The organism is Nocardioides sp. YR527, assembly GCF_900101045.1.
Lineage (GTDB): Bacteria > Actinomycetota > Actinomycetes > Propionibacteriales > Nocardioidaceae > Nocardioides.
In genome coordinates this window covers 166,540-193,148 of record NZ_FNFN01000008.1, presented here as the reverse complement: position 1 = coordinate 193,148, position 26,609 = coordinate 166,540, and the positions used below count along the sequence as shown (strand labels likewise).

The following is a 26,609-nucleotide window of genomic DNA, read 5'->3' as shown; positions in this document are numbered from 1 at the left end:
CGGGGGCCCACCCCAACCACAAAAACACACCCGCAAACCCCTGACAAAGACAGAGCCCTACTCAACCACCCGAGCAACCTCAGGCAACTCCCCAGAAGCGCGCAGCGAATCCAGCAGATCCCCCGGAAGGATCCAGACGGTCGCAAGCGGGAACGGCCGCTCGCGCAGCATCACGGCACCGGTGACGAAGGCAGGCTCACCGTTCGGGCAGGAGAAGACGATGTCGTCGCCCCACTCCCACTCGCGCTTGACGATCGTCGGGAGCATCCACCACATAAGCCAGTTGCGCTCGGAGTTCATCGCCGAGTGGCGGCGAGGGCAGTTCTCGTCGTAGGCGACGACCGCGTCGGGGTGCTCGGCGAGGATCGAGCGCAGGTCGTCTACGACCGGGGTGGCGTGGTCGAAGCGGTCGTGGAACTTGTCGGAGGCCACGTCGGCGACGGCGGATCCGGCGGTGCCCACGACCAGGACGAGCGCGGTGACGACCACTGCGCGCACTCGGTCAGCTGTCTGTGAGCTCAGCCGAGGGCTGAACCGGGAGAGAGCCGCGAGGAGCGTCCAGATCGCCAGCGGCACCAGGGCGCAGAGGGTCGCGATCAGCCAGAAGCGGTTGTCGTTGGTGAACGACGGAATGGGCCCCGGCTGCGGGAACTGCCCGTCGGGAAGCGCCCACCACCACGGGATCGCGCCGGGGATGTGCGCCGGGGTGGTGTAGGCCCAGGTGGGCGCGTCGGGGGCGACGACGAGGATGGTCACCAGCGAGATCCCGGCGACGATCACCCAGGTCCAGACGAGGACCGCCCGGGAGCGTACGGCCTGGATCGCCGCGCAGACCCCGGCCAGCACGAGGACCGCGAAGACGGGGTCGATGTAGCGCCCGTAGATCCAGTAGTCGAAGCGCCGCCACTCCATGGTGAACAGCGAGTACTCGTTGCCCCAGTTCAGGCAGCTGAGGACGTACATCGACCCCGCCGCGATCAGCACGAACCCGGCCGGCCCCACCTGTCGCGAGCGGAGCTCCTTCCAGAACAAGACGGTGACCACGACCAGGCCGACGACCACGACGCCGAAGCTGCCGACCATCTGCGTCCAGGCCTCGCCTGCGAAGGTGTCGACCCAGTACCGCGGGTTGGCCTGGGTGACCTTCTCGAAGAAGTCCTGCGCCTGGATGAACTTCCACGGCACCAGCTGCGCGTGGAACCAGAGCGCCGCCTTGTTGGCGGCCACGGCGAGCACGCCGGTGGCGACCAGCCCGACGAGGGCGATCTGCCACTTGCGTACGAGGAAGAAGATCAGCCACAGTGCGACCGCTGCGACGAAGACCTGCATCCGGGCGTGGGAGAAGAGCGCGAGCGCGGTGAGCAGGCTGAGCAGGAATACGCCGCGGTAGGTCGGCTTCTCCCAGAGCCGGAACGCCGCCAGGGTCGCGAGGACGACGAGCAGCGTGACCAGCCGCTCGGAGAGGATGTAGTCGGCCTGGATCGCGCGGGGCGGCAGGGCCATCACGACGGCGCCGGCGACCACACCCTGCGCCGGTGTGACCCCGCTGAGCCGCACCGCGACCCGGGCCAACGGCCAGATCGTGAGCATGCTGATCACCAGACCGACGACGATCGCCATCCGGTAGAACGTGAAGACGTCGGACGTGACCAGCCACAACGGCGCCAGCAGCACGCCCCACCCGGGGTAGTAGCCGGGGGTGTTCAGCTGCGGCGAGTCGAGCCCGAGAACGGTCCGCCCGTGGATGACGGTGCCGATCTCGTCGTACATGAACGAGAGGCTCGAGCCCCAGGCGATGTAGACGTTGATCGCCAGAGCGACCACGACGGAGACGACAGCGGCGATGCGCCAGAACCGATCCACGCCGCGGAACTTATACCCACCTCATAGGCTCTGCCGGGTGGACTCCCCGAAGCTGCCCATCCATCTGCGAATCATCCAGAACCCCCACGACCGCTCCGGCGAACTGCGCGCCGACGACGGCTGGGTTGAGAAGGCCTGGTCCGCCGAGACGACGAGGGTTCTCGTGGTCGCCGGCAACAGGGTCGAGCCGTCAGGCGAGACCGGTGTGAGGTGGCGTACGCCGGAGGCCTCCCCGGAGGGGATCCGGCTGCTCCTCGGCAACTCCCCTGAGGGAGCAAGGTTCGCCGTGCTCACCGGCCGTGAGGAGGCCGGAGAGACGTGGCGTGACCTGCGCGGCTTCTTCCCCGCGCTGCTCACCGACACGACCGAGGCGAGCTTCCTGATGCACGCGATCGGCCTGGCCGAGTGGCACCGGGCGACCCGGTTCTGCTCGCGTTGCGGCGGAGGTCTCGAGCCGCGGGCGGCCGGGCACGAGCTGGTCTGCGCGGAGGGGCACATGACCTTCCCCCGCACCGATCCGGCGGTGATCATGCTGGTGACGTCGGGGGATCCCGGGAGCGATGAGGAGCGTTGCCTGCTCGGCAACCACTCCCGCTGGCCAGCGCCCAACTTCTCGACCCTCGCCGGCTTCGTCGAGCCGGGCGAGTCGCTCGAGGACGCGGTCCGTCGCGAGGTCGCCGAGGAGGTCGGCGTACGCGTCGGGCAGGTCGACTACTTCGGCAACCAGCCCTGGCCGCTGCCGGCCAGCCTGATGCTCGGCTTCTTCGCGCGTGCAGCGTCGACCGACATCGCGGTCGACGGGGACGAGATCCGCGAGGCGCGCTGGTTCACCCGCGCGGAGCTCGCCGCGGTCGCGAAGAGCGGTGAGATCAAGCTGCCCAGCGGCATCTCGATCAGCCGCTCGCTGGTCGAGGAGTGGTACGGCGGGGAGCTGCCCGGCTCGTGGTGACCGGCGTCAGACCAGCTCGGCGAGCTTGGCCTTGACCTGAGCGATCGACGGGTTGGTCATCGCGGTGCCGTCGGCGTAGACGAGGGTCGGGACGGTCTGGTTGCCGCCGTTGACCTGCTCGACGATCTGCGCGGCCTCGGGGACCTGCTCGATGTCGACCTCGTCGAAGGTGATGTCTTCACGGCCGAGCTGACCCTTGAGTCGCTGGCAGTATCCACACCAGGGTGTGGTGTACATCGTGAAGCTGCTCATCGGGGGATCTCCTCATCAGAACTGTCGGTGCGAGCCAATAGTGTTGGCCTCCAAGGCACAACGTTCCCACCCCGAGGAGCCATTCCCAATTGAACCCCGCCCCGCCCATGACCCCCGAGTCCCTCCTCGCCGCCCTCGACCCTGAGCAACGCCGGGTGGCGGAGGCACTGCGGGGTCCGGTCCGGGTGCTGGCGGGCGCGGGGACCGGCAAGACCCGGGCGATCACCCACCGGATCGCCTACGGCGTCGCCACCGGTGTCTACGCGCCGCAGGAGGTCCTCGCGGTCACCTTCACCACCCGGGCCGCGGGGGAGATGCGGCAGCGGCTGCGCGCGATGGGCGCCGGCGCGGTCCAGGCGCGCACCTTCCACTCCGCCGCCCTGCGCCAGCTGCGGTTCTTCTGGCCCAAGGTCTACGGCACCGAGCTGCCCAATCTGACCGAGTCGAAGATCCCGCTGATCCGCGCGGCCGCGCAGCGCCAGCGGATCAACGTCGACCAGGCCCAGGCGCGTGACCTGGCCTCGGAGATCGAGTGGTCGAAGGTCTCCAACGTCCACCCCGACGACTACTCGAAGTCGGCGGAGGCGCGCGGCCGTGAGGTCGGCGGTCTGACGCCGTCGATGGTGGGACACATCTATGCGGCCTACGAGGACGTCAAGCGCACCCAGGCGCGCATGGACATGGAGGACGTGCTGCTCCTGACCGCCGGCCTGCTGGAGCACGACGAGCGCGTCGCGGCGCAGGTCAGGCGGCAGTACAAGTGGTTCACCGTCGACGAGTTCCAAGACGTCTCGCCGCTGCAGTCGGCGCTGCTCGACCTGTGGCTGGGCGGGCGCAGCGAGCTCTGTGTCGTCGGCGACCCGGCGCAGACGATCTACACCTTCGCCGGCGCCGACGCCGCCTACCTGCGTGACTTCCCGAAGAAGCACCCCGGTGCCACCTCGGTCGAGCTGGTCCGCAACTACCGCTCCTCGCCGCAGGTCGTGAAGGCCGCCAACAAGGTCCTGGAGGGTACGCCGAGCGCTGGTGTCCAGCTCCAGGCCCAGCGCGACTCCGGGCCCGCCGTCGAGCACGTCGAGCAGCCCGACGAGGTCGCCGAGGCCGAGGGCGTCGCCGCCGAGGTCCTGCGTCTGCACCAGGGCGGCAAGCCCTACAACGAGATGGCGATCCTGTTCCGGATCAACGCTCAGTCGGAGGCCTACGAGGACGCGCTCACCGCCCGCCGGATCCCGTACGTCCTGCGCGGCGCCGCCCGGTTCTTCGACCGGCCCGAGGTCCGCGAGGCGGTGACCCGGATCCGCGGCGCGGCGCGCGGCGGTCAGGGCGCCGTGATCGGTGACGAGCTGCTGGAGTCGGTCCACGGGATCCTGGCGGGGATGGGCTGGACCTCCGAGCCGCCCGAGGGCCGGGGACAGACCCGCGATCGCTGGGAGTCGTGGCAGGCGCTGATCGACCAGGCGCGCACCTTCTCCGCGGCCGGCGGCGACCTGGCCGGCCTCGTCGCCGAGCTCGACCGCCGCGCGGCCGAGCAGCACGCACCGGTGCCGTCGGGAGTGACCTTGGCGACGTTCCACGCCGCCAAGGGGCTGGAGTGGGACTCGGTGTTCCTGGTCGGCCTCCAGGACGGCACGATGCCGTTCATCCTCCGTGGCGAGGAGCCGACCCCGGCCGAGATCGAGGAGGAGCGGCGGCTGCTCTACGTCGGCCTCACCCGGGCGCGGGTCGACCTGACCCTGTCCTGGGCGCTGGCGCGTCAGCCGGGCCAGGCCGCGCGGCGCAGGCCGTCGCGATTCCTCGACCCGCTGCGACCGGCTCGGTCCGCGGCGCCTTCCCGGCGCCCCGGCTCAGGGAAGGCGCGGATGTGCAAGGCCTGCGGCGGGCCGCTCGGCTCGGCGGCGGAGAAGCGGATGGGCCGCCACGAGGGCTGCGACGCACCTTACGACGAGGGGCTCTACGACCGGCTGAAGCAGTGGCGCAAGGAGACCGCCGAGGAGATTCGCAAGCCGGCGTTCGTGGTCTTCACCGATGCGACCCTGGAGCAGATCGCCGAACAGAAGCCGGGCACGCTCCAGGATCTGCAGCGCATCGCCGGCATCGGCCGCAGCAAGGTGGAGACGTACGGCTCGGAAGTCCTTCGGGTGATCTCGGCCGAGGCGTAGAAGTCCTTCACGAAAATTCGTCGAAATCAACGGGTTTAATCGTTTGCGGCCGGCCTGCCCGGCCGGTTACTGTTCCTTCATCAAGTAAAGCCGCGCGCCGATGAGGCGCGCCCGACAGCCCCGAAGGAGGTGGCCCCAGTGAAGATCAACCAGATCAAGACGCCGATCAATGGCATCGCCATGTCCGCGTGCGGCCACCCCGAGCTGTCGAGCCCGCTGTTCACTCTGATCGGTCAGAGCCCGAAGTGGGCCACCCCGGCTGCTGGTGCCTTTATGGGCGCCGGTTACGGCATGCGCGTCGAGGGACTCGTGTCCCCGCAGGCGGATGCCATCAAGGTCAAGTCCCACGGGATTCGAGCCTGGAGCTGTCCGACTACGTAGAACCACGTAGTCACAGCAGCCTCCAGGCCGCGGAACCCGAAACCCGGGATCCGCGGCCTTTCTGTTTCTCAAAACCCGCGATCAGTCACAAAGGAGGTGTACATATGACCAGCATTCTCGAGCCCGAGGTCACTCTCGGCGTTCTCCACGACCGCGCCAACCGCTACGACGAGGACCAGCTGCCCTGCCGGGCCAACAACCCCGAGCTGTGGTTCGCCGAGTCTCCTGCCGACGTCGAGTTCGCCAAGGCGCTCTGCGCGACCTGCCCCGTGCAGCCGCTCTGCCTCGCCAGCGCCCTCGACCGGCGTGAGCCCTGGGGCGTCTGGGGCGGCCAGCTGCTCCTGCAGGGGAAGGTGATCCCCCGCAAGCGGCCCCGTGGCCGGCCCCGCAAGGACGCCGCCTGAGCAACCGAACACCATCAACACCAGCAGCCGTTCAACGACGAGAGGCAACAGCTATGAACACGATCGTGATGACCATGGGCGCAGGAGCCCGCTGACCACAGGGTCGGCATCCGAAGAAGAAGGACCACCAGACATGAACACCAACCGAGTACGGAGCACTCAGATGAACTTGCTTTACGAAGACCTGGCGCGCGCGCAAATGTCCGCGCGCCTGGGAGAGGCGCGTGAACTGCGGCGAGGCCATGCCCTCGTCAAGGCCGCTCGCCTGGGCCGCAAGGCCGAGCGAGCCGCCGTCCAGGCGAAGCTGGCCCTTGCCCGCGCGCTGTAAGTCCCCGATGGGACCCCAGACCTCACCCCTCTGATCGCGGGTGTGGAAGATGACCGGCCAGTCCGAGAAACCCTCGGACTGGCCGGTCCTACTTTTGCACCTCGCCTCCGATCAGAGGTCGGTGGCGATGATCCGCTCGATGTTCCGCTCCGCGAGGGCGGTGATCGTGACGAACGGGTTGACGCTGGTGTTGCCGGGGATGAGCGCGCCGTCGATGACGTAGAGACCGTTGTAACCGTGCAGCCGGCCGTAGTTGTCCGTCGCCTTGTTCAGGACGGCGCCGCCGAGCGGGTGGTAGGTCAGGTGGTCGCCCCAGATCTTGTTGGTGCCGAAGAGATCGGTGCGGTAGATCGTCCCCTCCTTCTGGTTGATCTTGTCGAAGATGGTCTTCGCCATCGTGATGGAGTCCTGCTTCCACGCGGTCTGCCAGGACAGGTCGACGTTGCCGGTGCCGGAGTTGTAGGTGAAGGCTGCCCGGCGGGTGGTCTTGGTGATCGCGAGATAGAAGGACGCGAACGTCTCGAGCCCGGCGGGCAGCGGCGCGACCTCGGCGAAGGCGCCGCCGGCGTCCCAGTTGTCGATGCCCGAGCACGGGATCGTCGACTGCACGTCACCGGTCGGGTCCCACACGTGGTTGGCACGTCCGCACATGACGTTGCCGTTGTCGCCCCATCCCTGACCGACGTCGCCGTTCAACGCGGGCAGCGCGCCGGTCGCTTTCATCTTCACCAGCAGCTTGCTCGTGCCGACGCTGCCGGCGGCGAAGAACACCTTCCCGGCGTTGACCGTCTTCGTGGCCACCACGTCGCCGGCCGTGTTGATCTGCTCGAGGATGACGTCGTACCCACCGGCGGCAGCCGGCCGGACCGAGGTCGCCCGGTGCAGCGAGGAGATCGTGACCTTGCCGGTGGCGGCGGCCTGGGCGAGGTAGGTCTTCGGCAGCGTCTTCTTGCCGTAGTTGTTCCCGTAGAGGATCTCCTGGTCCAGGGCTGACTTGGGGACGCTGCCGTTGTCCTCGGCCATCATGTAGTTCCAGTCGTACACGTCCGGCACGAACGTCCAGGCGAAACCCGAGCGCTGCGCGTGCTTCCGGCCCACGCGTGAGTACTGGTAGTAGGACGTACGCTCGAACCACGCAGGGTCGATCGTGCCGACGCCGAGGGCGGCGTTGGCACGCGGGTAGTAGGTGGCGTACATCTCCTCGGCGCTGACCGAGGGCAGGATGCTGGCGAAGTTCGCGCGCTTCGGGGTCACGGCCATACCGCCGTTGACGAGCGAGCCGCCGCCGACACCGCGTCCCTGGTAGACGGAGATCCCGGCGAAGTCCTCGGCGTCGAGGATGCCGGCGAACTTCGGGACGTCCTTGTCGATCGGGAAGCCCAGGAAGTTGCTGATCGGCGCCTTGGTCCGCGTACGCATCCAGAAGGAGCGGTAGTCGGGACTGGTGACCTTCGGATGGATCTTGCCGTCGGGCCCGGGTGCGGCGGTGGCCCAGTCCTGGCCCATCTCGACCATGTGGACGTTGATGCCGGCCTGGGCCAGACGCAGTGCCGCGACCGAGCCGCCGTACCCGGTGCCGATGACCAGCACGGGCACCTGAGCGCCGTTGCCGATCGACGACGGGGCTGCGGCCGCCCAGGTCGGGGTCGCGAATGCTCCTCCCAGCATCCCGGCCCCGGCCAGCGACCCTGCGCCGAGCATGAATCCTCGGCGTGACAGGCCTCGCGGCCCGCCCTCCCGTGGTGTGTTGTTCATGATGACCTCCCTTTCCATCACTTCCATCACTGATTGCTAGAACATGTTCTAGTATCCGTGTGACGGGTGTCACTGGTTTCGGAACTTTCATGCAAACCGATCAGGGAGGTCGCATGGTCACCACATGCGTTTGGGGTACGGGCAACATCGGTCGACTCGCCATCCGGGCGGTCGACGCACATCCACGACTGGAGCTGACGAGCGTGCTCGTCCACGATCCCGAGAAGGTCGGCCGCGACGCCGGCGACCTCGCGGAGCTCGGCCGTGACATCGGGGTCGCCGCCACCGACGACATCGACGCGGTGCTCGCGGCACGTCCGCAGGCGATCGTGTACGCCGCATCCGGCGACATCCGCCCGGACGAGGCGCTCGCCGACATCGTGCGCGCCCTCGGGACCGGGGCTGTGGTCGTCACGCCCGCCCTCTATGCGCTCTACGACCAGCGCAACGCTCCGCCGGAGATGCGCGAGCCGGTGCTCGCCGCGATCGCCGAGGGCGGCGGATCCCTCTTCGTCTCCGGCGTCGATCCGGGGTGGGGGAACGACATCCTGCCGCTGCTGGTCAGCGGTCTGGGCAGCACCGTGGACGTCGTCCGGTGCCAGGAGATCTTCGACTACTCGACCTATGACCAGCCCGACTCCGTCCGCTATCTCGTCGGGATGGGGCAGCCGATGGACTACGACGCCCCGATGCTCATGGAGACCGTGCCGACGATGGTGTGGGGAGGCCAGGTCCGGTTGATCGCCCGCGGGCTCGAGGTCGAGCTCGACGAGATCCGGGAGACCGTCGAACGACTGCCGCTGGACGAGAACGTGACCACCACCTCGATGGGCGACTTCGAGAAGGGCACCCAGGGCGCGGTGCGCTTCGAGGTCCAGGGGATCGTCGGCGGTGAGCCGCTCATCGTCGTCGAGCACGTCACCCGCATCCATCCCTCGTGCGCTCCGCACTGGCCGACGCCGCCGGACGGTGACGGCGCCCACCGGGTGATCATCGAGGGCGACCCGCGGATCGAGGTGACGGTCGAGGCGACCGACAAGTCCGGCAACCGGGCGGCGGGCGGCAACGCCACCGCGGTCGGCCGACTCGTCGGCGCGGTCGAGTGGCTCATCGACGCAGCCCCCGGCCTCTACGACGCGCTCGACGTACCGCTGCGTCCGGCTACCGGCAAGCTCGGCGCGGCCAAGGCCGCCCAGGAAGGTGTGACCGCATGATCATCGACGTCCCCGAGGGGAAGGACCCGATCGCGTACGTCTGGGGCGAGATGGTCCACGGGATCGGTCCGGCCGCCGCCGGCCTCTCGCTCGCCGTCTACGAGCACACCACGCTCGGGCTCCGCGAGTTCGAGGCCGCCCGGCTGCGGATCGCGCAGATCAACGGGTGCGTCTTCTGCCTCGACTGGCGCACCGAACGAGACGGCGAGAAGGTCGAGGAGTCGTTCGCCGAGGCGGTCGAGGAGTGGCGTACGACGGGCGCCTTCGACGACCGGACCCGGCTCGCTGCCGAGTACGCCGAGCGCTACGCGATCGACCACCACGGCATCGACCAGGACTTCTGGGACCGGATGTCGGCCCACTACACCGATGCCGAGATCGTCGAGCTGAGCATGTGCCTCGGATCGTGGCTGGCGTTCGGCCGTCTCAACCACGTTCTGGGACTCGACAGCGCCTGTGTCCTGCCCTCAGGGAGGTAACACGGAACTCACATCCGGGTGATCCAGAATTTCGGTGTTGCACCCTCGGAAGCGCAGGATTTCGACCTATCGTTGAGCCATGAAGACCTGCGATTTCTGCGGATGCTACGAGGCCGACCCCAACCGCCTCCTCGCATGGACCACAGCGGTCGAGCGTGGGCGTTCGAAGTCGTTCTGCGAGGCCTGCTCGCGACGTCACGTGCGCTCCATGGAAGCCAAGCTCGACTCCGACTGGTGGTCCTGAGCACCACCGCTCACATCCTCTGTGGCGCCTCGATCCCGAGGAGCCGGAGTCCCTCTGACAGCACTCGCCGGGTCGCCTCGCACAATGCGAGCCGGGTCTGCCTGACCTCACCCTCTGCCTTGAGCACCGGACAGTTCTCGTAGAACCCCGTCAGGGCGGTCGCCAGACCGTAGAGGTACGCGGTCAGGTGATGCGGCTCCAAGGTGTCGGCGACCTTGGCGATCACCGATGCGAAGCCGGTCAGCTCCAGCGCCAGCCGCTGCTCCGCCGGGTGGGTGAGCGTGTTGATGCCGTGCGTCTGCTGCGGTGCCTGCGCGAGGATGCTGCACACCCGGGCATGGGCGTACTGCAGGTACGGGCCGGTCTCGCCGGTGGTGGCCGACATCCGGGTGAGGTCGAAGACGTAGTCGCGGGCGAGGTTGTTGGAGAGGTCGGCGTACTTCACCGCGGCGTTGGCCACGGCATGTACGACCTCGGGGCCGGCGTAGCTGGCCGCGGCGGCCTCCTCGGCGGCGTCCAGCAGTGCGGTCAGCGAGACCGTCTCGCCCGAGCGGGTCTTGAACGGGCGGCCGTCGGGGCCGAGCACGGTGCCGAAGCCGATGTGCTGGACCTCCACCGAGTCGGGGAGCCAGCCGGCGGCGCGGGCGACGGCGAAGACCATCTCGAAGTGCTGGCTCTGCCGGTGGTCGACGATGTAGACGACCCGGTCCACGGCCAGGTCGTCTACGCGGTGCCGGATCGTGGCGAGGTCGGTGGCGGCGTACCCGAACCCGCCGTCGGCCTTCCGGACGATCAGCGGCAGCGGGGCGCCGTCGCGGCCGGTGAAGCCGTCGGGGTAGACGACCTGGGCGCCGGCCGACTCGGTCAGCAGGCCCGATGCCCGAAGGTCGTCGACGACGCCGGGGAGCTGCGGGTTGTAGCGGCTCTCGCCGTCGAAGTCGTCATCGGTCAGGAGTACGCCGAGCCTGCCGTAGGTGGCCTCGAACTCGGCCATCGAGGCGTCGACGAGCGCCTGCCACAGGGCGAGGGTGGTCGGCTCGCCGGACTGGAGCGCGACCACCCGCCGCCGGGCGGAGTCGGCGAAGCCAGGATCGTCGTCGAAGCGCGCCTTGGCCCGCTGGTAGAGCGCGAGCAGCTCGGTCATGTCCAGGTCGGCGACCGCCGCCGGGTCGCTGAGACCCTCGCCGAGCAGCTCCTCGACCAGCATGCCGAACTGGGTGCCCCAGTCGCCGAGATGGTTCTGCCGCACGACGTCATCGCCGGCGTAGGCCAGCACCCTGGCCAGGGAGTCGCCGATGACCGTGGAGCGCAGGTGGCCGACGTGCATCGGCTTGGCGACGTTGGGGGAGGAGTAGTCGACGACGACCCGCTTCGGGCTCTCCGGTACGGGTACGCCCAGGTGTGGGTTGGTCAGTAGGTCACTGACGACCGCGCCGAGGACCTCGGGGGACCAGGTGAGGTTGAGGAACCCGGCGCCGGCCAGCTCGAGGGCGCCGAGAGCGCCCAGGTCGACGGCATCGATGAGGCGAGCGCCGATCTCCCGCGGCGGCAGGCCGAGCGGGCCGGCCAGCCGCAGCGGGAGATTGGACTGGAGATGGCCGAACTCGGGCCGGGTGGCCGGCCGCAGCTCGGGATCGATACCGGCGTAGGCGTCGCCGAAGCAGGTGACGACGGCGCTCTGCAGGGATGCGGACAGGGCAAGGGTGTGCTCGTGCACGAGAGTGGTCCTAGGAGGTGAAGAGGGCAGGCTGACGCGAGGGCGGGGTCAGAGACCCATGCCTCGTCGTCGCAGCGCGCTCTTCGTGACCATGTCCGCAAGGGTGCCGGAGGCGTCGGCGGAGGTCAAGCCGGTTCACCGGTCGCCGTCCCGGCCGAGGCGATCAGGTCCCAGGCGCAGCCGCAGTAGGGATGCCGCAGCCACGGTCGGACGGTGGGCGCGTCGTCACGGGTGAGGATCACGGACGCCGACCACGAGGCCGGGGTACGGCCGGCGAGGTAGGTGCGGGCGTCGCGTACGGCCCAGGAGAGCGCGAGGGACTGGAGCAGCGCGTCGCTGGGCACCTCGTTGCCGACGAGCTGGCTCACGACCACGGCCCGCCGCTCGTCCTCCTCGGCGAGCGTCGCGTCGAGGCAGCGCAGGCACGCGGTCACCCCGGGGACGACCAGCGGACCCACCGTCCAGGTGTCGGGACCGCTCTCGACCACGAGGTGTGCCCGGCCCTCGCGCACCATCTCGTCGGCTCGTTCGCGGTCCAGCGGCCCGTCGGAGAGGAGTACGACGATGTCGGGTGCGCCCGAGGTTGCCGGGGCCGGTCCGATCAGTGCCCGAGCCGCCGAGAGAAGTGCCGGCGGCCCGTCGAAGCCCACCCGTGGTGGCGGCTCCCCGCCGTCCGCCTCCATCAGCAGGCCGGCGTTGCCCAGCTGCTGCATCGCGTGCCGCCCGGGCAGGTGGTCGGGCTCGACCGCTTGGCCGGCGGCGAGGTCGGTCAGCAGGCGGCGTACCTCCACGCCGTCCTGCACGATCGCCCGCCGTGGCGGGTCGATGCCGATCTGGAGTCGGGTCTCATCACGTCGTACGGCCACATACCCCGGCCGAATCCGGTAGCGCGTGCTCATGCCGGGAGTCTCACACCGGCCGAGATTTCCCGCACCGACAATCCACGGTGCCTGTGGATAACCCGCCGAGGCGTCACGCGCGTCGGCCGAGTTGGCACTCGGGTGACGCTTCGGCCGACGGGGCTGACGCTTCGGCAAAACGTGGCAGCGGCGCCGCCGGACATGCCGGGGGCGCCGCCGCGTGGGCTCAGGATGAACTGAGTGGTCAGGCCTTGCCCAGGATGCGGTTGAGGTTGGTGCTGCAGACGGGGCAGACGGCCTTGGCCATCTTGGTGCCCTTGTCGTTCACCCGGATCTCACCGGTCGCCTCGCGCTTCTCCTTGCACTTCACGCAGTAGAACTCGCCGCTCCAGGTCTCCGCCATGACGGCCTCCTTAGCCTTTATGTAACTGGTCGTCGCGACGGGGTTGTCAGGGAAGCCCGTCGGAAGCTCGTCATGCCGAGCCAACTCGACCCTACGACACGCGGCGCTTTCGGCGGCAACACGGGCTCTCAAGCGAGTGTCGGCGTGTTGGCGTCATACCGGGGGATTCGGGACTTTCGAAGGGGCATCGAAGCGCTGCCGAAGGCACTTGCCGAGGTCGCCGAGTCACCTGAAAATTGGAGGGACCCCCGGTGCCTGGATCGTCCTTCGCCTTCCCCTTGCGAAGGCCGTCCGGCGGCGCCGGGGGTCCCACTGACATCGAACTTAAAGAGGATGTGGGAGCGCGTCAACGTCCCACTCCGTGTTGCTTGTGGACAAGATGTGGACAACCCCGCTTTGCTTGGGGACAGCCGGTGGAAGACACGCGCTTTCCTGTGGGTAACCAAGTGACCGGATGGAGAATATTCGGTTGAATCAGGACCTTGACCAGGGAAAAGCATTCTCCACCGCCTGTGGAGGCAAAAATAGTTGGAGGAAGATTTGGTAGGCGAGCCGTTGTCCCCCGTCGCAGCGCTGCGACGGATCGCATTCCTGCTCGAGCGCGGACGCCAGGACACCTACAAGGTGAAGGCGTTCCGCACCGCGGCGGCAGCGATCCTGCCCCTCTCCGAGGAGGACGTACGCCGTCGGGTGACCGAGGGCACCCTGACCGAGCTGAGCGGGGTCGGGGCGAGCACCGCCAAGGTCATCAGCGAGGCCGCGCGCGGCGAGGTTCCGCAGCGGCTGCTGGATACCGAGCGGGTCCACGGCGGTCCACTGACAGCCGACGGGGCGGGGGAGGGGCTGCGGAGCAGGCTCCGCGGCGACCTGCACAGCCACTCCGACTGGTCCGACGGTGGGTCGCCGATCGAGGAGATGGCGTTCACCGCGATCGAGCTGGGACATGAATACCTCGTGCTCACCGACCACAGTCCGCGCCTGACGGTCGCCAACGGCCTCAGCGCCGCCCGCCTGGAGCGTCAGCTCGGTGTCGTCGATGCGGTCAACGACCACCTCGCCGGCCACGGGTTCACCCTGCTGAAGGGGATCGAGGTCGACATCCTCGACGACGGCAGTCTCGACCAGACCGACGAGATGCTCGCCAAGCTCCAGCTGCGGGTCGCCAGCGTCCACTCCAAGCTCAAGATGGAGAAGGAGCAGATGACGAAGCGGATGGTCGCGGCGGTCTCCACGACCCGGATGAACGTGCTCGGTCACTGCACCGGCCGACTGGTCACCGGGAACCGCGGCACCCGGCCCGGCAGCCAGTTCGACGCCCGCAAGGTCTTCGAGGCGTGCGCCGAGCACGAGGTCGCGGTCGAGATCAACTCCCGGCCCGAGCGGAGAGACCCGCCGTCCAAGCTCCTCGAGCTCGCTCGCGACGCCGGTTGCCTCTTCTCGATCGACTCGGACGCACACGCCCCGGGGCAGCTCGACTTCCTCGTCCTGGGGTGCGAACGAGCCGAAACGGCGGGTATCGAAGAGGAACGGATCATCAACACCTGGCCACGGGACCGCCTGCTGGCCTGGGCGAACAGGTAGTTTCTTGACCTATGGACGGCCCGGAGATCGAGGTGCGACGCAGCAAGCGGCGTCGGCGTACGGTCTCCGCCTACCGTGACGGCGACCGAATCATCGTGATGATCCCGGCCGCGATGTCCCAGCGCGAGGAGGCCGAGTGGGTCGAGCAGATGGTCGCCCGCCTGGAGAAGGCCGAACGGCGTCGCAAGCCCAGCGACGATGATCTGATGCGGCGCTCGGCCGCGCTGAGCGACCAGTACTTCGGCGGTCTGGCCAAGCCCGACTCCGTACGTTGGGTCGACAACCAGAACAGTCGCTGGGGCTCGTGCACCCCGGGTGATCGCTCGATCCGGCTCAGCGACCGGCTGCGAGGCATGCCGAGCTGGGTCGTCGACTACGTGCTCGTCCACGAGCTCGCCCACCTCTTCGAGGCCAAGCACAACGAGGCCTTCTGGGCGTGGGTCGACCGCTATCCCCAGGCCGAGCGCGCCAAGGGCTACCTCGCCGGCTGGTCCGCTGCCGCCAAGCTCCCCGCCCCTCCGGGCGAGGACGACGACTACGTCGACGACCAGATCGACGACCAGCTGGACGACCCGGTCGACTAGCGCTCCCTGGCTACCAGCTCGCGCACTCGTCGATGCGGCTGTCGAGACCCGGCACCGCGTCCAACCCACCCTCGATGTACTCCAGTGTCGGCAGCCAGCCGTCCGCGTACGCTCCGGTGAGCTACGACTCGCCCACGGAGTAGGTGAGCGCCACTGTCCCGAGGCTCGTCGAGGCGATGTCCTGCAGGTGCAGCGAGCTCGGCGACGGCAGGCCACCGAAGAGTCGCTTGCCGGTGCCGATCAGCAGCGGATGCACGAACAGCCTCAGCTCGTCGACCAGCCCCGCGCTCATCAGCTGACGGACGAGATCACCGCTTCCGAGCGCGACGATGGTTCCCGACCCGTCGGCCTTGAGGGCGCTGACCGCATCGAGGACCTCGCCGTCGAGCACGGTCGCCCCGCTCCAGGCCAGGTCGGCGAGCGTGCGGGTCGCGACGTACTTCGGCGTGGAGTTGAGGCTCGCCGCCATCGGGTCCGTGTCAGGTCGGTCCGGCCAGAAGGCCGCCATCTTCTCGTAGGTCCGCCGCCCGAAGACGTACGCCGACGTCTGCGCGCCGACGTCTGGAGAGAGCACCTCGCCGAGAGCGGCACCGAAGGGCACGCCCCAGCCGCCGTGCTCGAAGCCGCCGTCCCGGTCCTCGTCCGGGGAGCCCAGCCCCTGCATCACTCCGTCGACGCTCAGGAACTCCACGATCGCAAGTCTTCGCATGACCTGATCGTGCGTCCTGGACGGATCGGCTGGCTTGAACGAAATCGACCGGCCATGATCGGACCATGACGGGCGTGACCCGCGAGATCGTACGACTGCCGACCCATCCCGGCCTGCGAGGCCTGGTGGCGGGCGTCGTCGGCTTCCGGGAGCGGTCGGCAGTTCCGCTCGAGCGTCGCCAGCCCGCAGGGACGCTGCTGCCGCTGGTGCTCTCCTTCGGCGACCCGTTCGAGATCGTCGACGTCGCCGCGGGGGACGGGGTGGGGACGTACGGGTCGTTCCTGGCCGGTTTCATGCCCGGCCCGGTCTCGACCCGGTCCGGGCGCAACCACGCGTGCGTGCAGGTCTACCTGACGCCGCTCGGCGTCGGCCGGCTGCTCGGCGTCCCGGGCCGTGAGGTCGCCGCCCGGGTGACCGGGGTCGAGGACCTGATCCCAGAGCTCGGTACGTCTTTCTCGGAGCAGCTCGCCGAGGCCGGTACGTGGCGGCGCAGGTTCGACCTGGTCCAGTCCGCCCTGCTGGCGCGAGCCGGCGAACCGGCCGATCCGATGGTGGAGTGGCTATGGGACCGGATCACGGAGTCCGGAGGCCAGGCGCACATCGGGAACCTGGTGGCCGAGACCGGATGGAGCCACCGCTACGTCACGACCTGCTTCCAGCGGGCCGTGGGGCTCACTCCGAAGGCGGCCGCCGGAGTCGTACGTTTCGAGCGGGCCGCCGCCGACCTCGGCCGGCTGCCCATCGCCGAGGTGGCGGCCCGGCACGGCTACGCGGACCAGAGCCACCTGACCCGCGAGGCCGTCAGGTATGCCGGCGAGCCCCCCGCTGCTCTGGCCGCCGGCCGGCGGCCGACCGCTCACACGGCGCTCGGGACGACCCCGGCCGGCTCCCGCGTGCGCTAGAGAAGCGCCTGAGCGAGCTTGATGAGCTCGATCATCTCCGGCTCGGGATCAGGGATGCCGTCGATCGGCCACCAACGTACGTCCAGCGACTCCTCGCTCACCGCCGGGACCGCACCGGCGGGAGCGACGGCCATGAAGCGTACGTCGAGATGGTGGACGTCCCCGGACGGAGCGCAGAAGGGCACCGGGTGCTCGGAGAGCTGCACCAACCCGGGCAGCGGCACCAGGCCCGGCACCCCGGATTCCTCACGCAGCTCGCGGGCGGCGGCCGCCCACAGGGTCGCGTCGCCCTGCTCCAGATGACCACCGAACTGGAACCAGCGCCGCGCCTTGCGGTGGTGGGTCAGCAGCACCGAGGAACCGTCGTCGGAGAGCACCACGCACGAGGCCGTCAGATGGTCGGGGACGCAGGACTTGAAGACCCCCGTCGGCTCTGCCTCGAGATGAGCGACATAGCGCTGCCGCAGCGTCTCCTGGGGAGCGGACGGAGCGTCCCACGCCCGCAGCGTCGCGAGCGCGTCAGCGTGCAGACTCACTCGTCAGCGTCTCCGCCGAGCAGCTTCTTGAGCTCCGCGTCGAAGTCGATCGAGTCGACATCGGGAGCTTCGGCGCCCTCGCGGAAGCCGAGCGGGTCGTCGAGGTCGGCCGAGGTGGGCAGCAGCGCCGGGGACATCCAGACGCCGTCGCGAGCCTCGATGCCCTGCCGGGTGCGCAGCGATCCCCACAGCGCGGCCGCGTCGCGCAGCCGTCGAGGCCGGAGGTCGAGGCCGACCAGGGTCGCGAACGTCTGCTCGGCCGGACCGCCGGCGGCCCGGCGGCGGCGTACGGCCTCCTGCAGCTGTGCCGCGACCGGCATCCTCTCGGCGGTGGCCAGGGCGACGACCTCGTCGACCCAGCCCTCCACGAGCGCCAGCACGATCTCGAGCCGCTCCAGCGCCGCCTTCTGGGCGGGCGAGTCGGGCACCTCGAACATGCCTTCCTCGAACATGTTCTGCAGCTGGGACGGGTCCTGCATGGCGGAGAGGTCCAGGCCGCGCATCTGCTCCTCGATGCGCTGCTGCATGGCCTCCATGTTGAGCTCGACGCCGCGCGCGTAGTCGGTCACGGCCGCGACCACGTGGTCACGCAGCCACGGCACGCCGGCGAAGAGCCGCTGGTGGGCGGCCTCGCGCAGGGCCAGGAAGAGCAGCACGTCGTCGGTGCTGACGCCCAGGCCCTCGGCGAAGGGCTCGACGTTGACCGGCAGCAGCGCGGCCTGACCGGGCTCGGTCAGCGGGATGCCGATGTCGGAGACGGAGATGACCTCGCCGGCGAGATGGCCGAGGCCGGTGCCGGCCTGGTTCGCGTACAACGCGCCCATCGCCTTGCCGACGAACCCGATCATCGGGCCCATCTGGGCCTTCATGTCCTCGGGGAGCTGGCCGCTCATCGCGGCCGCGGTCGAGGCGGCGACCGGTTCGATCAGCGGCTTCCACGCGTCCAGGGTGTTGACCAGCCACTCGGCCTTCGACCAGGCGGTGGCGGACTTCACGCCGGAGGGGAACGACGTGGTCTCCTCCAGCCAGTGGTCGGCCAGTTGGATCGCGTCGGCGACGGCGTCCTTCTGTCGCTGAGAAGGCGTCGGGTCGGGCGAGGACGCGGCGACCTTGCGGGCGAGGTCCATCGCGACGTCCCAGTTCAGCGGGCCGTCATAGGGCTGTAGCAGCGACTGGATCTGACCGAAGATCTGGCTCAGGTCAGGCATGCCGCCGGGGCCTCCACCGACGCCGCCGATAGGAAAACCACCGAAGAACGCCTCAAAGGGCGTGCCCTTGAAGGGGTTCTCCGGCTCCTCCGGCTCGTCGGGGCCACCTGGGGTCTGACTCATGTGTCCAGCCTACGCGGTTACGGAAGCCCGCTGTCAGCAAGCACTAGGCTGGCCCCATGAACGCAGCCGTAAAGCTTCTCGACATCCGGGAGACCCCTCTCGATGTCACCGAGGTGATGGAAGCACTCGACGACGACGCTTCCGGCGGGGTGACTCTCTTCGTCGGCCGCGTACGCGACCACGACGGTGGCAAGGGCGTGACCGGCCTCGACTACCAGGCCCACCCGACGGCGCTCGAGCGCCTGCAGGAGGTGGCCGAGAAGGTGGCCGCCGACCACGGCGTCGCGGGTGTCGCGGCCGTCCACCGCACCGGCCATCTCGACATCGGCGACATCGCCGTCATCGTGGCCACCGCCTCCGGCCACCGTGGTGAGGCCTTCGCCGCCTCCCGCGACCTCATCGACACCCTCAAGGCCGAGGTGCCGATCTGGAAGCACCAGGTCTTCACCGACGGCACCGACGAGTGGGTCGGCGCGCCCTGATGCGCGGCCCCAGCACCAACAAATAGGCTGCGTACGTGGACATCCTGCTCTGGCTCGTACCCTCTGCGGTCATCACCTTGCTGGCGATGGCCTGGGTCGCGTTCCTCGGACGTGAGGGCCGCGAGCAGGACCGGGAAGAGGTCGTACGCCGTCTCGGCATCGCGCTCGAGAAGGAGAAGACGCGCGAGCGCTCGAGAAGGTACGCAGCGCCCCAGCCGCCGCCCGACAGGTCGACCGGAGTCGCGGTCCGAGTCAACCGCGACGCCTCTTAGGGTGCACTTGGGCTCGAATGAGAAGGTGACGCTATGACACAGCGCACCCTGGCCGGTCTGGTCGCCCTGCCGCTCGTGGTTGCCCTGATCGTGATCGCCTGGGTCGTCCCGCTTCCGTTCACGATCTACAGCCCCGGGCCGACGGTCAACGTCCTGGGCGAGTTCGACGGCAAGGACATCGTCCAGGTCGAGGGTCACCCGAGCTACCGCGACAAGGGCCAGCTGCGGATGACCACGGTCTCCGAGACCACCCGCGAGGCTCGGCTCGGACTCTGGACTCTGCTCGGCGCGTGGATGAGCGACACCGAGGCGGTCTACCCGCGCGAGGTCGCCTACCCCGACCAGGGCACCGTCGAGGACGACCGCGAGGCCGGGCAGGTGCAGATGGCCAGCGCTCAGGACGCGGCGATCGCGGCAGCGTTCACCAGGCTCGGCGAAGACGTCGACGAGGTCTCGGTCGCCGAGGTGACCAAGGACGCGCCGGCCGCCGGCAAGCTGAAGGCCGACGACGTGATCACCAAGGTCGGCGACACGGCGGTCGACACCCCCGAAGAGGTCGTCGCCGAGGTGCAGAAGGCCGAGCCCGGGGACACGATCGAGCTGACCATCGAGCGCAAGGGCAAGACCCTCACCGAGACCATCAAGACCGGTGAGAAGGACGGCAAAGCCTTCATCGGTGTCTCGCTGGGAGCGACCTACGAGTTCCCCTACGACGTCAAGATCACCCTCGACCCGGCCATCGGCGGACCGAGCGCCGGGCTGATGATGGCGCTCTCGGTCTACGACACCCTCACCGAGGGGTCGCTGACCGACGGGAACCCGATCGCCGGCACCGGCACCATCGACGGTGACGGCAACGTCGGCCCGATCGGCGGGATCCAGCAGAAGATCCCGGGTGCGGCCTCGGACGGAGCCGAGCTCTTCCTGGTGCCCGCCGGCAACTGCCAAGACGTCGAGGGCGCCGAGAACGGTGACATGCGCCTGACCCGTGTGGAGACTCTCGACGACGCCATCAAGGCGATCGAAACCTGGACCGAGGACCCGAATGCCAAGCTGCCGACCTGTGGGAGCACGAAGTGAACGACACCCCTGAGCCCACGCCCGAACTCAGCCGAGGTCTCGACCTGGAGACCGACCCCGCGCTGGCCGCGGCCGTCCTCGAGATCGAGTCCCACGTCGCCGGCGAGGGCTGGGACGGGCCGGCGCGGCTCTTCGCGCTGGTCGACACCGCCGCACTGGTCCGGGCCGAGCCCGCGCTCGCCACGATGATGGGCCTGGACGCTCCCGACCAGGAGGGGTCGCTGACCCCGATCGAGCAGGACCAGGTCCCGGTGACGACCCAGCTGGAGGAGGTCCTCCAGACGACCGCCTGGCCCCAGGGGGTCACCGGCTGTGCGGCGGTCGTCGAGCGCCTGGTGCTGCCGCCCGACGCCGACGGCAAGATCCCCGACGACGCCGAGGCGGCCGCGGAGTTCGCCAAGGCGCACCCCGACCGGCAAGAGGTACGCATCGTGGCCGGTGCTACACGTGCTGGTGCCACGTACTGTGCTCTGCGGTTGAAGGCGCACGACGACGACCAGTCGGTCATCGGCGGTGTCGACCTGGTCCCCGAGCTCCTCGAACTGCTGCGTGTCACTCTTGAGGAGAACCCGGAGGGTGACGAATGAGTCTGTTCGACGACGACGACCCGGCGCAGGCGCCGGCGCGCACACAGAGCACCGGCCGCAACCGATGGCTGGCGATCTCGGCCGTCTCGGTCATCGTGCTCTTCTTCGGCATCAGTGCCTTCGCCGCGATCTACACCGACGCGCTGTGGTACGACGCGATCGACTTCAGCAGCGTCTTCGGCACGGTCTTCTGGACGCGGACGGCACTCTTCGTCATCTTCTTCGTGCTGATGGCGATCATGATCGGGCTGCCCGCGGCGCTCGCCTACCGCACCCGTCCCTACTTCCACCCGGCCGACGACATCGGTGGCCTGGACCGCTACCGCGACGCGATCGCCCCGATCCGCACCTGGCTGCTGATCGGCATCGCCGGCGTCTCCGGCATCTTCGCCGGCTTCTCGGGCGCCGGCCAGTGGCGTACGTATCTGATGTGGCGTCACGGGCGCGACTTCGACAAGACCGATGAGTTCTTCGGCAAGGACATCGGCTTCTACGTCTTCGACCTGCCGTGGTGGCACTACCTGGTCAACTTCGCGCTGACCGGGCTGATCCTCGGCACCATCGGCGCGATGATCGTGCACTACGTCTACGGCGGGATCCGGCTCACCGCGCAGCGCGACCGGTTCACCCGCTCGGCGCAGATCCAGCTCAGCGCCATGTTCGGGCTGATCCTGCTGGTCAAGGGGCTCGACTACTGGGTCGACCGCTACGACCTGGTCAACGGCTCCGGGCCGCGCCTGGACGGGATGACCTACACCGACGAGCACGCGGTGCTCCCGGCCAACCAGATCCTGCTCGCGATCGCGGTGATCTGCGGGGTGCTGTTCATCCTCAACATGTGGCGCCGTTCGTGGCAGCTGCCGTCGATCGCGATCTCGCTGTTCGCGATCTCGGTGCTGCTGATCGGGATGATCTGGCCCGCGGTCGTGCAGGGTTTCCAGGTCCGGCCGAGCGAGCAGGACAAGGAGAAGCCCTACCTGGCGGCCAACATCAAGGCCACCCAGGACGCCTACGGGATCGCCAAGGACGACCTCGAGGTGACCGAGTACACCTCGCAGGCCGAGGCCGACGGCGCCTCGCCCGAGCAGCTCGACGAGACCGCGTCCTCGTTGCCGATCGTCGACCCCGCGGTGGTCCACCGCGAGTTCGAGCAGGTCCAGCAGGGTCGCTCCTACTACTCGGTGCACGAGCCGCTGGACATCTCCACCTACGAGGTCGGCGGCAAGGAGCGCGCGGTCGTGCTCGGCGTACGCGAGCTCAACCAGGCCGGCATCTCCGACTCCGACCGCACCTGGACCAACCTGCACACGGTCTACACCCACTCCAACGGCGTGATCGCCTCCTACGCCAACATGCGCGGCGCCGACGACAAGACCGAGTCGAACCAGATGCAGTGGGCCGAGGGCGACAGGACCGGCCAGCACGACCTGACCTCGGGCCAGGGCAAGTTCCAGGACAAGGTCTACTTCGGCGAGGACTCGCCGGAGTACTCGATCGTCGGCAAGGCCGACAAGGGCGCCGCGGTCGAGCTCGACTACAACTCCGAGGACGGCGAGACCCGGACGACGTACGAAGGTGCCGGCGGCATCCCGATCGGGTCCAACTTCCGCCAGCTGATGTACGCCATCCAGTTCGGCTCCACGAACTTCCTGCTCTCCTCGCGGGTCACCGAGGACTCCGAGATCCTCTACGACCGCTCTCCGAAGGAGCGGGTGCAGAAGGTGGCGCCGTGGCTGACGCTCGATGACGACGTCTACCCGGTGATCGTGGGCGGCCGGATCCAGTGGGTGGTCGACGGCTACACCACCACCGACCGCTACCCGCAGGCCGCGCGTGACTCGTTCGCCTCGATGACCGACGACGCCACCCAGACCTCGGCCGGGGTGCAGACGCTGCCGACCGACGAGATCAACTACATGCGCAACGCGGTGAAGGCGACCGTGGATGCCTACGACGGCACGGTCACGCTCTACGAGTGGGACGAGGCCGACCCGATCCTGCAGACGTGGGAGGCGGCCTTCCCCGGCACCGTGATGCCGAAGTCGTCGATCCCGAAGGAGCTGTTGGAGCACCTTCGCTACCCCGAGGACCTCTACAAGGTGCAGCGCTACCAGCTGGCGCGCTACCACGTCTCCGACCCGGACGTCTTCTTCTCCGGCAACGAGCGCTGGGCCGTGCCCGAGGACCCGAATGACGACAACCACCAGCAGACCCCCTACCGGATGTTCCTCGACGTCGGCTCCGGCACGGCGCGCTGGTCGCTGACCTCCGCGTTCGTGCCCTACAACCGCCCCAACCTGGCGGCGATGATGTCGGTCGACTCGGATGCCACCTCGGAGGACTACGGGAAGATCCGGATCACCACCGGCTTCCCCGACGACACCCAGGGTCCGGGCATGGTCTCCAACGAGTTCCGTACGGACAAGGCGATCGCCGACGAGGTGGCCTCCTTCAACCGCTCCGGATCGGCGCCGGTGTGGGGCCAGGTCGTGACGTACCCGACGGCGAAGAACGGCATCCTGTACGTCGAGCCGATCTACGCCCGAAGAGCGACCGCCTCGACCTCGGGCTACGCCCAGCTGGCCTTCGTGCTGGTCTCCTACGACGGACGGGTCGGCTACGGAACGACGCTGAACGAGGCCCTCGAGGTCGCGCTCACCGGCGCCGAGCCGACGCCTCCGACGGCGTCCGATCCCGACGAGGAACCGGCCGAGACCAACCCACCCTCCTCCGGTGAATCACCGGGTGAGGTAGGCCAGCTCCTCGAGGACGCGCGCGCCCTCTTCGCTCAGGCCGACGAGGCCGGCAAGGCCGGCGACTACGCCGAGCGGGAGCGCCTCATCGCCGAGGCCCAGGACAAGGTCGACCAGGCCGCCGAGCTCATCTCGGGTGGGTGAGGACACCTCCGATTAGGGGATCGTTTCCCCTCGCGTGTAATGTTCTTCTTGCGACGCGGGGTGGAGCAGCTCGGTAGCTCGCTGGGCTCATAACCCAGAGGTCACAGGTTCAAATCCTGTCCCCGCTACTCCAAGACGAAGGCCCGGACCGAAAGGTCCGGGCCTTCGTGATTTCGGTATCGACCTGCATCTGCTCATCGGTAGCGCTGGCTTCGGGCTTGTCGCGACCCGTGTGCCCGGATTGGGGTTCGGTTCAGTTCGCGGGTAGAGTTGTTCTTGCGACGCGGGGTGGAGCAGCTCGGTAGCTCGCTGGGCTCATAACCCAGAGGTCACAGGTTCAAATCCTGTCCCCGCTACTCCAAGACGAAGGCCCGGACCGAGAGGTCCGGGCCTTCGTGTATTTCCAGCTCGACTACCTGCCCTCGGCGGTCGAACCGGGGCTCAGGCTGGGGTGGCGCGAGCGGCGGCGCGGTGGAGCAGGCTGGGGTCGTGGGCGTTGACGAGGACGAGGTCGGGCGAGGAAGCGGCCCAGAGCTCGGTGAGCCGCTCGTGGTTGGCCCGGACCTTCTTCCGGTCGTGCGCGATGAGGCGTTCCATCAGGGTCAGGGTTCGCGGGGCGTGGCCGGAGCCGTCGATCTGGCCGTGGTGGTAGAAGCTGTCGCCGACGTGCAGGACCCAGTGGTCACCGGCGGCGACGGCGACGGCGGCATGGCCGCGGGAGTGGCCCGGCAGGTTGATCAGCACCAGGCCGGCAGAGATCTCGGTGAGCTCCTTGGCCCCCGCGAACCCCCTCCAGGACTCGCCCTCGTCAGGTGTGTGCTCGACGATCACCGGGCCGTGGGCACGCTGGCTGGGCAGGTAACGGCCTCGCTCGACGGCGCCCTGGGGGTGCAGCGCGGCGAAGTTCTCGGCTGCGGTGAGGTGCACCTGCGCCCAGGGGAAGTCGGCGAGCCCGCCGGTGTGGTCGGCGTCGAAGTGGGTGAGTACGACGTGACGTACGTCTTGCGGGTCGAAGCCCAGCCGCGTGACCTGCTCGAGGGCGGACTCGGAGACGTCGAACGTCGGGCGGATCAAGAAGCGTGCCTCGCCGAACCGGCCCTTCGGGTCGGCGGCGTCCTGCGTGCCGAAACCGCTGTCGACGAGCACGAGGCCGTTCTCCGTCTCGACGAGAAGGACGTGGCAGACCAGGCTGCCGGGGGTGGCGACCGGGTGCATCGTGCCGCAGTTGAGGTGGTGGACCTTCATGCAAGTGCCTCCATGATCTCGGCCAGGACATCTGGACTACCGCTGATGATGTCGAAGACGAGTCCCTTCGTGCCACCGACATCGCAGATCCCGACCACGGTGCCGGACCTGGCCGGGTCTGCGACGTACGGTTCGGTCGGCTACGAGCGGAAGGGGCCGCTGATCTCGTAGGTGATGCCGCCGCTGGAGGAGCCGCTCGTGCCTCGCTGGGAGGAGAAGTACATACGGTTGCCGGCGGGGTTGAACGCCACACCGCACAGCTCGGATGAGCTCTGCCCGGTGACCCGGAGGAACGGCGCCACGACGTCGTCGGGGGTGATGACGCAGATCTCCATGTTGCCGCCGTCCTCGGCGACGTAGAGGTCGCCCGCCGCTGCGCCGGTGATGTTGTCGACGCCGGTGAGCGGCGGGTTGCTGGTCAGGTTGTCGTCGTAGACGACGTCGAGGGTGCCGGCGGCGGCGTTGTACGCCCACACCCTGTTGTCGCCCTTGGTGGTGAAGTAGCAGATGTCGTTGCGGTAGTAGGCGCCTTCGCCGCCGTTGAACGCCTTCATGGTCGAGACCTGGTCGCGCGTGGGTGTGGGGGAGCCGTCGGGGTCGGGGACGTCGACCCAGGTGAGGCTCGTGGTGAGCACCTGCAGCTTGCCGGCGGACAGGTCTCCCCAGGTGGTCGGGACGAAGCGGTAGAAGCCGCCGTCGCTCTTGTCCTCGGTCTGGTAGACGACCTTGCGAACCGGGTCGCAGGCCGCGGCCTCGTGCGTGAACCGGCCCATCGCGGTGTGGCGTACGGCGGGCTCGACGCCCCACGGGTCGGTCTCCCAGCTGTAGCCGGCGTCGTGCTCCTCGCACGAGATCCAGGTGTTCCACGGCGTCGGCCCGCCCGCGCAGTTCCGGGTGGTGTTGCCGAGGATGCGGTAGGCGTTGGTGATGTTGGCGTTGCTGTCGAACTTGAGCGCGCTCACGCCGCCGGCGCCGCTGCTCATCTCCGAGTTGGAGACGTAGATCCAGCCGGTTCCGTCGGCGAAGCAGACCCCGCCGTCCGGGGCGCTGTGCCAGGTGTACCCGGTGCTCGCGACGGTCTTGGTCGATCGGGCGACCACCCGGCTGGTGAACCCGGCCGGCAGCATGATGCCGTTGGCGTCGGCGGCCAGGAGCGCGCCATAGGGGCTCGGCCCGGTCTTGGCCGGGTAGGCGATGGCGGGACGAGTGACGCTGAACCCGAAGGCGGCGGTTCCAGCGCCGACAACGGCGGCACGTAGGAAGTTGCGACGATCCATGGTGGAGTCCTTCTGGAGTCTCGGCAGATGGAAATGTGCCCGACATACGCTAGAGATCCGGACCCCGGTCGAGGCGTCTTAGGGACGAACAATGCTCAACGTACGAGCGCCGGCCGCG

General features: G+C 68.8%; 27 protein-coding genes and 2 tRNA genes. 18 read left to right on the top strand and 11 right to left on the bottom strand.

Going from position 1 to position 26,609, the window contains the following annotated elements:
* Positions 1-57 precede the first annotated feature (57 nt).
* Complete coding sequence (locus BLT25_RS23460) at positions 58-1,863, bottom strand: hypothetical protein (protein WP_091051221.1); 1,806 nt, start codon at positions 1,861-1,863, stop codon at positions 58-60.
* A gap of 37 nt (positions 1,864-1,900) precedes the next feature.
* Between BLT25_RS23460 and nudC the strand changes: the two genes are divergently transcribed.
* Positions 1,901-2,812 carry an NAD(+) diphosphatase gene (nudC, locus tag BLT25_RS23455; protein ID WP_091051219.1) on the top strand — a complete coding sequence of 304 codons (912 nt, stop codon included), beginning with the start codon at positions 1,901-1,903 and terminating at the stop codon, positions 2,810-2,812.
* Between the two features lie 6 nt (positions 2,813-2,818).
* Here the strand turns inward: nudC and BLT25_RS23450 are convergent, their stop codons facing one another.
* A complete protein-coding gene (locus tag BLT25_RS23450; RefSeq protein ID WP_091051217.1) occupies positions 2,819-3,064 on the bottom strand; it encodes a mycoredoxin in 246 nt (81 codons plus the stop codon).
* Between the two features lie 107 nt (positions 3,065-3,171).
* On the opposite strand from BLT25_RS23450, the gene BLT25_RS23445 reads away from it, so the two are divergent.
* The 4 genes from BLT25_RS23445 (at position 3,172) to BLT25_RS23430 (ending at position 6,336) form a co-directional block, all read left to right on the top strand.
* The gene (locus BLT25_RS23445) at positions 3,172-5,223 is read left to right on the top strand and encodes an ATP-dependent DNA helicase UvrD2 (protein ID WP_091051215.1); all 2,052 of its coding nucleotides are present in this window, start codon (positions 3,172-3,174) and stop codon (positions 5,221-5,223) included.
* A gap of 138 nt (positions 5,224-5,361) precedes the next feature.
* The gene (locus BLT25_RS23440; RefSeq protein ID WP_091051213.1) at positions 5,362-5,604 is read left to right on the top strand and encodes a hypothetical protein; all 243 of its coding nucleotides are present in this window, start codon (positions 5,362-5,364) and stop codon (positions 5,602-5,604) included.
* A 104-nt stretch (positions 5,605-5,708) separates the two neighbouring features.
* Positions 5,709-6,008, top strand: coding sequence for a WhiB family transcriptional regulator (locus tag BLT25_RS23435; RefSeq protein WP_091051210.1), 300 nt, complete (start codon positions 5,709-5,711; stop codon positions 6,006-6,008).
* Positions 6,009-6,141: 133 nt separating this feature from the next.
* Complete coding sequence (locus BLT25_RS23430) at positions 6,142-6,336, top strand: hypothetical protein (protein WP_091051207.1); 195 nt, start codon at positions 6,142-6,144, stop codon at positions 6,334-6,336.
* Positions 6,337-6,447: 111 nt separating this feature from the next.
* On the opposite strand, the gene BLT25_RS23425 is transcribed toward BLT25_RS23430, so the two are convergent.
* Complete coding sequence (locus BLT25_RS23425) at positions 6,448-8,091, bottom strand: GMC oxidoreductase (RefSeq protein ID WP_091051441.1); 1,644 nt, start codon at positions 8,089-8,091, stop codon at positions 6,448-6,450.
* 113 nt (positions 8,092-8,204) lie between these two features.
* Between BLT25_RS23425 and BLT25_RS23420 the strand changes: the two genes are divergently transcribed.
* The 3 genes from BLT25_RS23420 (at position 8,205) to BLT25_RS30020 (ending at position 10,028) form a co-directional block, all read left to right on the top strand.
* Positions 8,205-9,305, top strand: coding sequence for an NAD(P)H-dependent amine dehydrogenase family protein (locus BLT25_RS23420; RefSeq protein ID WP_091051205.1), 1,101 nt, complete (start codon positions 8,205-8,207; stop codon positions 9,303-9,305).
* Complete coding sequence (locus BLT25_RS23415; protein ID WP_091051203.1) at positions 9,302-9,784, top strand: carboxymuconolactone decarboxylase family protein; 483 nt, start codon at positions 9,302-9,304, stop codon at positions 9,782-9,784. The genes BLT25_RS23420 and BLT25_RS23415 overlap by 4 nt, the downstream gene beginning before the upstream one ends.
* A 79-nt stretch (positions 9,785-9,863) precedes the next feature.
* On the top strand, positions 9,864-10,028 hold the full coding sequence (locus tag BLT25_RS30020; RefSeq protein ID WP_176884198.1) for a hypothetical protein: 165 nt from the start codon (positions 9,864-9,866) through the stop codon (positions 10,026-10,028).
* A gap of 10 nt (positions 10,029-10,038) precedes the next feature.
* Here the strand turns inward: BLT25_RS30020 and argS are convergent, their stop codons facing one another.
* From argS to BLT25_RS30015, 3 genes are all read right to left on the bottom strand, one after another.
* Positions 10,039-11,712 carry an arginine--tRNA ligase gene (argS, locus tag BLT25_RS23410; protein WP_256328754.1) on the bottom strand — a complete coding sequence of 558 codons (1,674 nt, stop codon included), beginning with the start codon at positions 11,710-11,712 and terminating at the stop codon, positions 10,039-10,041.
* A 158-nt stretch (positions 11,713-11,870) separates the two neighbouring features.
* On the bottom strand, positions 11,871-12,644 hold the full coding sequence (locus tag BLT25_RS23405; protein ID WP_143033834.1) for a hypothetical protein: 774 nt from the start codon (positions 12,642-12,644) through the stop codon (positions 11,871-11,873).
* Between the two features lie 205 nt (positions 12,645-12,849).
* Positions 12,850-13,008: a DUF5679 domain-containing protein gene (locus BLT25_RS30015; protein WP_091051197.1), complete on the bottom strand. Its 159-nt coding sequence runs from the start codon at positions 13,006-13,008 to the stop codon at positions 12,850-12,852.
* A 555-nt stretch (positions 13,009-13,563) separates the two neighbouring features.
* On the opposite strand from BLT25_RS30015, the gene BLT25_RS23395 reads away from it, so the two are divergent.
* On the top strand, positions 13,564-14,589 hold the full coding sequence (locus tag BLT25_RS23395) for a PHP domain-containing protein (RefSeq protein ID WP_091051194.1): 1,026 nt from the start codon (positions 13,564-13,566) through the stop codon (positions 14,587-14,589).
* 11 nt (positions 14,590-14,600) lie between these two features.
* On the top strand, positions 14,601-15,173 hold the full coding sequence (locus BLT25_RS23390) for a M48 metallopeptidase family protein (protein WP_091051192.1): 573 nt from the start codon (positions 14,601-14,603) through the stop codon (positions 15,171-15,173).
* Positions 15,174-15,294: 121 nt separating this feature from the next.
* Here BLT25_RS23390 and BLT25_RS23385 read toward each other — a convergent pair whose 3' ends face one another.
* Positions 15,295-15,882: a dihydrofolate reductase family protein gene (locus BLT25_RS23385; protein WP_091051189.1), complete on the bottom strand. Its 588-nt coding sequence runs from the start codon at positions 15,880-15,882 to the stop codon at positions 15,295-15,297.
* 74 nt (positions 15,883-15,956) lie between these two features.
* Here BLT25_RS23385 and BLT25_RS23380 point away from each other — a divergent pair, with 74 nt between their 5' ends.
* On the top strand, positions 15,957-16,784 hold the full coding sequence (locus tag BLT25_RS23380) for a helix-turn-helix domain-containing protein (RefSeq protein WP_176884197.1): 828 nt from the start codon (positions 15,957-15,959) through the stop codon (positions 16,782-16,784).
* On the opposite strand, the gene BLT25_RS23375 is transcribed toward BLT25_RS23380, so the two are convergent.
* Together BLT25_RS23375 and BLT25_RS23370 are read right to left on the bottom strand one after the other, a co-directional pair.
* On the bottom strand, positions 16,781-17,320 hold the full coding sequence (locus BLT25_RS23375; RefSeq protein ID WP_091051184.1) for an NUDIX hydrolase: 540 nt from the start codon (positions 17,318-17,320) through the stop codon (positions 16,781-16,783). The two genes, BLT25_RS23380 and BLT25_RS23375, sit on opposite strands and share 4 nt — an antisense overlap.
* Positions 17,317-18,651, bottom strand: a complete 1,335-nt coding sequence (locus BLT25_RS23370; RefSeq protein ID WP_091051182.1) for a zinc-dependent metalloprotease — start codon at positions 18,649-18,651, stop codon at positions 17,317-17,319. Before BLT25_RS23370 ends, BLT25_RS23375 begins: the two co-directional genes overlap by 4 nt.
* Before the next feature lie 56 nt (positions 18,652-18,707).
* Between BLT25_RS23370 and BLT25_RS23365 the strand changes: the two genes are divergently transcribed.
* From BLT25_RS23365 to BLT25_RS23335, 7 genes are all read left to right on the top strand, one after another.
* On the top strand, positions 18,708-19,133 hold the full coding sequence (locus tag BLT25_RS23365; RefSeq protein WP_091051179.1) for a molybdenum cofactor biosynthesis protein MoaE: 426 nt from the start codon (positions 18,708-18,710) through the stop codon (positions 19,131-19,133).
* A gap of 35 nt (positions 19,134-19,168) precedes the next feature.
* A complete protein-coding gene (locus BLT25_RS23360) occupies positions 19,169-19,405 on the top strand; it encodes a hypothetical protein (RefSeq protein ID WP_091051176.1) in 237 nt (78 codons plus the stop codon).
* A 33-nt stretch (positions 19,406-19,438) separates the two neighbouring features.
* Entirely contained in the window at positions 19,439-20,485 is a 1,047-nt protein-coding gene (locus BLT25_RS23355) for a YlbL family protein (protein ID WP_091051174.1), read from the top strand.
* Positions 20,482-21,072, top strand: a complete 591-nt coding sequence (locus tag BLT25_RS23350) for a PPA1309 family protein (RefSeq protein ID WP_176884196.1) — start codon at positions 20,482-20,484, stop codon at positions 21,070-21,072. The genes BLT25_RS23355 and BLT25_RS23350 overlap by 4 nt, the downstream gene beginning before the upstream one ends.
* Positions 21,069-23,969, top strand: coding sequence for a UPF0182 family membrane protein (locus BLT25_RS23345; protein WP_091051172.1), 2,901 nt, complete (start codon positions 21,069-21,071; stop codon positions 23,967-23,969). The genes BLT25_RS23350 and BLT25_RS23345 overlap by 4 nt, the downstream gene beginning before the upstream one ends.
* A 54-nt stretch (positions 23,970-24,023) precedes the next feature.
* Positions 24,024-24,097 (top strand) — tRNA-Met (locus BLT25_RS23340).
* A 154-nt stretch (positions 24,098-24,251) separates the two neighbouring features.
* A tRNA-Met gene (locus tag BLT25_RS23335) sits at positions 24,252-24,325 on the top strand.
* A gap of 85 nt (positions 24,326-24,410) precedes the next feature.
* Here BLT25_RS23335 and BLT25_RS23330 read toward each other — a convergent pair.
* Both BLT25_RS23330 and BLT25_RS23325 read right to left on the bottom strand, forming a co-directional pair.
* On the bottom strand, positions 24,411-25,214 hold the full coding sequence (locus BLT25_RS23330) for an MBL fold metallo-hydrolase (protein WP_091051170.1): 804 nt from the start codon (positions 25,212-25,214) through the stop codon (positions 24,411-24,413).
* A 140-nt stretch (positions 25,215-25,354) separates the two neighbouring features.
* Positions 25,355-26,491: an alkaline phosphatase PhoX gene (locus tag BLT25_RS23325; RefSeq protein ID WP_091051168.1), complete on the bottom strand. Its 1,137-nt coding sequence runs from the start codon at positions 26,489-26,491 to the stop codon at positions 25,355-25,357.
* Between the last annotated feature and the right edge of the window lie 118 nt (positions 26,492-26,609).

Bases quoted from the DNA above. Each gene is read 5' to 3' on its own strand.
- BLT25_RS23450 (WP_091051217.1), bottom strand. From the start codon at position 3,064: ATGAGCAGCTTCACGATGTACACCACACCCTGGTGTGGATACTGCCAG.
- BLT25_RS23445 (WP_091051215.1), top strand. From the start codon at position 3,172: ATGACCCCCGAGTCCCTCCTCGCCGCCCTCGACCCTGAGCAACGCCGG.
- BLT25_RS23435 (WP_091051210.1), top strand. From the start codon at position 5,709: ATGACCAGCATTCTCGAGCCCGAGGTCACTCTCGGCGTTCTCCACGAC.
- BLT25_RS23430 (WP_091051207.1), top strand. From the start codon at position 6,142: ATGAACACCAACCGAGTACGGAGCACTCAGATGAACTTGCTTTACGAA.
- BLT25_RS23425 (WP_091051441.1), bottom strand. From the start codon at position 8,091: ATGAACAACACACCACGGGAGGGCGGGCCGCGAGGCCTGTCACGCCGA.
- BLT25_RS23420 (WP_091051205.1), top strand. From the start codon at position 8,205: ATGGTCACCACATGCGTTTGGGGTACGGGCAACATCGGTCGACTCGCC.
- BLT25_RS23415 (WP_091051203.1), top strand. From the start codon at position 9,302: ATGATCATCGACGTCCCCGAGGGGAAGGACCCGATCGCGTACGTCTGG.
- BLT25_RS30020 (WP_176884198.1), top strand. From the start codon at position 9,864: ATGAAGACCTGCGATTTCTGCGGATGCTACGAGGCCGACCCCAACCGC.
- BLT25_RS23405 (WP_143033834.1), bottom strand. From the start codon at position 12,644: ATGAGCACGCGCTACCGGATTCGGCCGGGGTATGTGGCCGTACGACGT.
- BLT25_RS30015 (WP_091051197.1), bottom strand. From the start codon at position 13,008: ATGGCGGAGACCTGGAGCGGCGAGTTCTACTGCGTGAAGTGCAAGGAG.
- BLT25_RS23390 (WP_091051192.1), top strand. From the start codon at position 14,601: ATGGACGGCCCGGAGATCGAGGTGCGACGCAGCAAGCGGCGTCGGCGT.
- BLT25_RS23385 (WP_091051189.1), bottom strand. From the start codon at position 15,882: ATGCGAAGACTTGCGATCGTGGAGTTCCTGAGCGTCGACGGAGTGATG.
- BLT25_RS23370 (WP_091051182.1), bottom strand. From the start codon at position 18,651: ATGAGTCAGACCCCAGGTGGCCCCGACGAGCCGGAGGAGCCGGAGAAC.
- BLT25_RS23365 (WP_091051179.1), top strand. From the start codon at position 18,708: ATGAACGCAGCCGTAAAGCTTCTCGACATCCGGGAGACCCCTCTCGAT.
- BLT25_RS23355 (WP_091051174.1), top strand. From the start codon at position 19,439: ATGACACAGCGCACCCTGGCCGGTCTGGTCGCCCTGCCGCTCGTGGTT.
- BLT25_RS23345 (WP_091051172.1), top strand. From the start codon at position 21,069: ATGAGTCTGTTCGACGACGACGACCCGGCGCAGGCGCCGGCGCGCACA.
- BLT25_RS23330 (WP_091051170.1), bottom strand. From the start codon at position 25,214: ATGAAGGTCCACCACCTCAACTGCGGCACGATGCACCCGGTCGCCACC.
- BLT25_RS23325 (WP_091051168.1), bottom strand. From the start codon at position 26,491: ATGGATCGTCGCAACTTCCTACGTGCCGCCGTTGTCGGCGCTGGAACC.